Below are 6,118 nucleotides of genomic sequence, written 5' to 3' on the forward strand. Positions count from 1 at the left end.
GTTAGTAAGATACTACCATAACACCTGCAAAATTAGAAGATGGTTCTGATGCAAATTTAATCTTTTCAATTCCTGTTAGATTTCAAACAAACGAATAATTAATAATACTTTTCTTTCTGAAACCATTGCATTCATTTTTTTTTGAGTGTGATGGTTTCTATTGTTTAAGAAATTGAATATCTATTCAGAAAAAGTTCCTTTAAATGCATATTTGTCGCATAAAATTTAAGTTTTAAGTCAATCTTAACACAATAAAATTGTAACTTCGTCGCGAATTATGAATAAGAATATTGTTTACGGATTGATTGGTTTCGGTTATTTTTTGATCGGAATTTTTACTTGGAAATATCAGTTTTTCATCATCAAATTAGATGAAACAAAAGCCATGTTATTAGGTATTTTATTTATTGTTTATGGCGCTTTTCGTGTTTATCGCGGAATAAAATCTTATAAAAATGATCAAGAAAATTAGTTTACTTTCACTTTCGGCCTTTCTTATTTTTTCTACTTTTAGTTGTAAAGACAAGGAAAAACCAACAAAAGCTGAACAAAAAACTCTTGTAAAACGCGCTTTGCACGAATACGGAGATATGGCAATGACGGTAGATCCAAGTTTTAAGAATTTGGCGCAGTCGTTGGCAGATATGTACATGGTTGATTATCCTGATGTGAAAATTACGATTAACGAAGAAATTGAAGAAAAAGCAATCAAAGATTTTTACGAAGGTAAAATTCCTGTTTTGATGGTAAGTAAACCGCTTACAAAAGCACAACAACAACATTTATTCGATAAAACAACAACCAAATATATTTCGTCTGTAATTGCTTTGGATGCAACAGTTTTTATTACTTCTGTTGATAATCCAATCAATTCTATTACGGTAAATGATATTAAGGATAATTTGTACAAAAAAGATCCAAAAATAACGTTTGTTTACGATCATCCAAACTCAGCGAATTTCAATACAATAAATGATAAACTAAAATTATCTGTAGAAAATGGCGCAAAAGTAACAGCGATGGGTGATGCAGAAAAAGTGATTGATTTTGTGCAAAAAGATAAAACTGCAATCGGAATTATTGGATTGAATATTTTGAGTGACAAAGGAAATCCGAAAGTTGAAGAATATCTTAAAAAGGTAAAAGTATTACCTATTGCAGATGATAAAGGAAATTTGGTGTTACCAACTATTCCGAATTTGAAATATGGTGTTTATCCTTTTTATCGTCAAATTTATATTTTGAAAAATGAAGTTGGTTTCGGAATTGGAGCAGGTTTTACGAGGTTTGCAGGTTCGCAGCGTGGTCAAAAAATTGTAACGCGCGAAAGTCTTCAACCTTATTATATTTATAAACGTGAAGTTCAGATTAACAATTTAGAACAACCCTTACAATAAAACAAAAAACCTTCCGAATTGGAAGGTTTTTTTACTTTTTAACGGGGAAATCTTTATGATTTTCTTTTATCTTTTTAATCTTTTCGAAATTTGAATTAAAATTCCCATTAAACAACTTTTTTATTTCTTTTTGCTTAATCAACCAATCTTCTATCGGACTTCCTTTATTTATTTTAGTTGCATCAATTTCACTTAATAATTCTGTTGCTCTTTTATCTATTTCTATAATATTTTCAAAAGTATCAAAAATTAATCGGCCCAAATCATTAGGCATTGTTACACAACCTAAAGTGTAAGAAACGACCATCGGATAATCTTTATAATGTTTATACAATTCCACAATTCGAATATCATCTCTGTAAACTAATTCTTCACTTGAATAAATTCTTAAAACATCATTAGAATTTTTTGCTAAATAGAACAAATCATCATTCGATAATTGATTTTTGATGTTCTCAAATTTTTGATAGACTTTGCTTTTACTTCCTCCTATCCCTACATGAGAAGATTCTGCATTCTCTTCAATTAATAAAGGTTTAATTAATCTTTGATTCTTCGAAGATAATTGCCCAAATGAAATAATAGGTAAGAAAAATAAAAGTAAAATACTATTCATAATATTAATCAAATCTTGCTCCCCAAGGATTTTGCAAATCGAACCCTAAACTAAATAACATTCCGTTCTTGCGACCATCAACTTGATAATCTGACAAGCCAATATCGTAAGAAATTCCAGCTTTTAAAGAACCAACTTTAAATTTTAGTATTGGAGAAACAAATAACGGATTGCTATTTTTAGAATCCATTCCTTGCTTGTACCCTACTCCAATGTCTACACCTTGATTATTGTCTCCAAAACCAATATGCGACATCAAATTAATATCCAAATGACGCTCCGAATTTGAGTTCAAATTATACACCAAAGAAGGTTCTAACGCAATTCCTTCGGAAACGTTCCATTTATATCCAACATTGAAATAATACCAAGTTGGCAAAGGTTCTACATTGTTAATATAATACACATTTTGGCTTAACGGAATATCCAAAACCGACACTCCTGCAGAGAAACCAGCATATTTGAAAGACAATCCCAAATTCGCAAAATAAGTAGAATATTTATCTTCTTGTAAAGCAGGATCATTTGGATCTTCCGCAATAATTTTTGAATAATCAAAACGTTGCGAAACATTAGAAGCTCCAACTCCAAACGAAAAAACATTGATTTCGTTTCCATCATAACTTCTATCATCAATAGGAATGTGATAAGCCGCATTAATTCCGAAACCAGTCATCTTAATAGCACCATTTCTATCGTTGAAAAATTGCATTCCCACTGCCAAACGATCTACAATAATTCCGTGCGCACTTACCGTTTGTGTACTTGGACTTTCGGGCAAATCGTCCCACTGATTGCGATGCGTTCCTGTTATAGAAATCACATTCGGATCCTGCCCTGCGTACGAAGGATTAATCAACATTTTATCACTCACCAAATAGTGATTGTAAAAAGGTAACCCTTGTTGTGCTTCTACTTTCGAAAGTGAAAATAGTGTTAATATGAATAGTGTGATTTTTTTCATAAATATTTTTCAATCAATTAATTGATTTTTCGTTTAACTAATATACTACCAGAATATAAAACTTGCAAATCGTCTGATTGCTTCGAGAACTCTAACAAATACCAATACGTTCCATCTGCAACAGGTTTGCCATTCAGCGTTCCGTCCCATTTTATAATATCTGTTCCTTCTTGCGACAATATCTGTTTTCCGTAACGATCAAAAATAATCAATTTGTACGAATTTGATGTATCGTTAACTTTACCATCTTTTGTCATTGGTTGCCAAATATCATTAAAACCATCATTATTTGGCGTTACAACATTTGGTAAAGCAAGGTAAATAACATTTTTACGCTCCGAAACTCCGCAATTATTCAATCTTACTCTTACTGTAAAATTATTATTTTTGATATTATCTGGAATAATTAATTCATTCTTTGCTTGCCAATCTACGATTACTTTTCCATCAGAATCAAACAACGCATATTCTAACTTTCCATTTCCTTTTGCAGAAACAATTATACTTTTTTCGTTGATTGTAATTTTATCAATTGTAGGCAATACTGAAAGAGAAACAACTAACGTTTTAACAATAGAACAACCCGATAATTTATCTTCAATTGTAATTTTATAATTACCTGCATCAAGCTCAAAAATATATGTTCCTAAAATTCTAGTTCCATCTTCTTTTTCTACCTCATAATAATACTTATCGTAATCTGTTTGAGTTGTAAAATCTAACTTATATTTTTCTCCTGTACACAATGGATCTGGATTTTCAACCTCGATATTAGGTAAAGAATTTTTCTTGTAGTTTAATTTTAAGGTAATCACACCACAATAGTCCAAATTATAAAAATCAACATCTACTGAACCTTGATTAGAATTAAATTGATCAAAAATTTGATCTTTTGTTTTAGAACTTGTTAAAGAATAATTAGTTTGAATGTAATCTAAAATTGCTTGAATTTGAGTTTTCGCATCATCGTTTTCACCTTCACAAAAAACAATTGGATTCGCTTTTGTATAACTTTCTAATGAAGGAACATCAACAATTAAATCTTGTTTTTTATTGACCGTTAATTCTACAGCTGTTAAACAAATCTCTCTTAATGTATTTTTAAATTCAATTGGAATATTCAAAGAAGTATTTCCTCCAAAATTCAATATTCTTTGGATAGAATTTCCTTGAATATATTCTGTTCCATCAATAAATATTTTGTAATCAAAAACATTTAGTCCGAAATTATTTTTTAATAAATCATCATCAATTGTTAATGTTTCTCCTTCGCAAAACACACCTGAAAATGTTGCAGATACAACATTTGGTTGATTAACTGTTTTTACAATTAAATACATATCTTCTGAAAAACAGCTTTCACCAACTTTTTTTATTTTAAAACTTAATGTTTGATTAGAATTTGCATTAACATTAACTGGTAAAAATGGTGTTCCATCTAAATTAAAAATATCAAAATCTGTAATGTTTGAAATTCCAAATTTATCTTTAATATGTTCTTTTATTTCATCTATATCAAAAGTATAATTTTGTGTCACACCTAAACAAACAGGATTGAATAAAACTTCAAAAGGTTTTGTAGGAATAGAAGAATCATTTAACGTAATTTTCAACGGAGCTGTAGATTCACAAAAACCAGCTTTATTTCCTGTAATTGATAAATTAAAACTTGTTTGTGTTCTATTGTTGTAAATCTCATTATACAAATTTTGAAGTTGTGATTCAATATAACTTGTACCATTATAAACCAAATTTATAGTAACTAAATTATCATTCTTTTTTACATTATTGATGATTAATTCAAATTCAGAAAAAGAAAAATCACTTCGGCAAAAAGTTAAAGTCAAATTATCCAAATCTACATTTGTTTTTTTTCTTAACTGTAAACTCTACAATATTACTTGTACAAGATGCATCAGAACGATCTTCAATCTGAACATTAAACTTAGCTTCATTCCCAATAAAATTATAAGGTGTTGTTGGCATATTCACTAAACGATAAATAGTTGAGTCAACTCCTAAAGCAGTTAAAATTTCAGCTTCTGATAAAATTTCAGTATTACAAACTTCTGCAAATTTTCCAGAAGGTAAAATAGGATTTGAGTTAATTAGCTTAAATTCAACTTCTCTTGAAAATAAATCTATAGAACAGAACTCAGCACCAATATATTTTAATTTGATTCTATAATTATTAGAATTATTTAAAGGAATATTTCCATTAACAATTGCGTCATCAACATATACTTCATAATCTGCATATTTAGAGGAATTAATAGATGGAGATATTCTACTAATTAAATCCTCTTTTAAAAAAGTTATTGACGTAGCACAATATTGTTCTGTTTTGTTTTGAACTGTATAAATCAACTCTGGAATAAATTTGAATTTTATAGATTTATAGATATAAACTAATTTATTAGAATTATCATAAACTCTGGCATACAAAATTTGTTCTATTCCGTTAATATAGCTGATATTATCATTTGTAGATGTATTATCTGGTTTATAAAATTCTATATTCCCAACATTTATACTTGGGTCTGAAACTCTAATATCATTTATAATTTTGGTCTTCACATCTGATAATAAATAATCATCTGTATAACAATGGTTATCAAAAACAAGATTATCTACTGTTTTAGCTCCACTAATTGTTAACTCTAAAATTGGATTATCTGTACCATAAATTGCTATTACAATAATTTCTCCTTCTTTTAACTTACTTCCATTTTCAAAAGCACTTACAAAACCATCTGTAGAATTTGATATACAATCATTTAATTTACCACCCTTTAAACCCTTCTCTTTTGTTATGTTACTATAAACAGCTCTAATTGGATTTATAGTTGTATATTCATTAGAACTTGAACCTGTTCTTACAAAAATATCATTAGGATTCGAATTTTTCGAAAGTCTCCATAACATAAAATGGAATTTATCAATATTTCCTTTCAATGTAAATTCAAAATCCATATCATTCGGTGCTACGTAATAATAAAAATTATAATAGCCAGTTGTATGGAACTCACAATTCATTAAACGTGGAACAAAAGAATTTACACTTTCGTTAGGTAATGTTATTCCAGAAGTTACTATATCATTAATTTTATTTATTAAAGGATGTGTAATCTTCCCTAAAAA

At 28.7% G+C, this 6,118-nt stretch carries 6 protein-coding genes; 2 read left to right on the forward strand and 4 right to left on the reverse strand.

Annotation, left to right across the window (positions count from 1 at the left end):
- The first annotated feature begins 277 nt into the window (after positions 1–277).
- Positions 278–472: a hypothetical protein gene (locus tag B4J88_RS07875; protein ID WP_038333573.1), complete on the forward strand. Its 195-nt coding sequence runs from the start codon at positions 278–280 to the stop codon at positions 470–472.
- Positions 456–1,397, forward strand: coding sequence for a PstS family phosphate ABC transporter substrate-binding protein (locus B4J88_RS07880; protein WP_291067158.1), 942 nt, complete (start codon positions 456–458; stop codon positions 1,395–1,397). Before B4J88_RS07875 ends, B4J88_RS07880 begins: the two co-directional genes overlap by 17 nt.
- 31 nt (positions 1,398–1,428) lie before the next feature.
- On the opposite strand, the gene B4J88_RS07885 is transcribed toward B4J88_RS07880, so the two are convergent.
- The 4 genes from B4J88_RS07885 to B4J88_RS07900 all read right to left on the reverse strand — a co-directional run.
- Positions 1,429–2,013 carry a hypothetical protein gene (locus B4J88_RS07885; protein WP_147279971.1) on the reverse strand — a complete coding sequence of 195 codons (585 nt, stop codon included), beginning with the start codon at positions 2,011–2,013 and terminating at the stop codon, positions 1,429–1,431.
- 4 nt (positions 2,014–2,017) lie between these two features.
- Positions 2,018–2,977: a PorP/SprF family type IX secretion system membrane protein gene (locus B4J88_RS07890; RefSeq protein ID WP_291067160.1), complete on the reverse strand. Its 960-nt coding sequence runs from the start codon at positions 2,975–2,977 to the stop codon at positions 2,018–2,020.
- 17 nt (positions 2,978–2,994) lie between these two features.
- Positions 2,995–4,833: a T9SS type B sorting domain-containing protein gene (locus B4J88_RS07895; protein WP_291067162.1), complete on the reverse strand. Its 1,839-nt coding sequence runs from the start codon at positions 4,831–4,833 to the stop codon at positions 2,995–2,997.
- The coding region (locus tag B4J88_RS07900) for a hypothetical protein (RefSeq protein WP_291047508.1) at positions 4,826–6,118 on the reverse strand (1,293 nt) is incomplete at its 5' end. The genes B4J88_RS07895 and B4J88_RS07900, both read right to left, overlap by 8 nt.

The sequence above is a fragment of the Empedobacter sp. UBA5036 genome (assembly GCF_002415215.1).
Lineage (GTDB): Bacteria > Bacteroidota > Bacteroidia > Flavobacteriales > Weeksellaceae > Empedobacter > Empedobacter falsenii_B.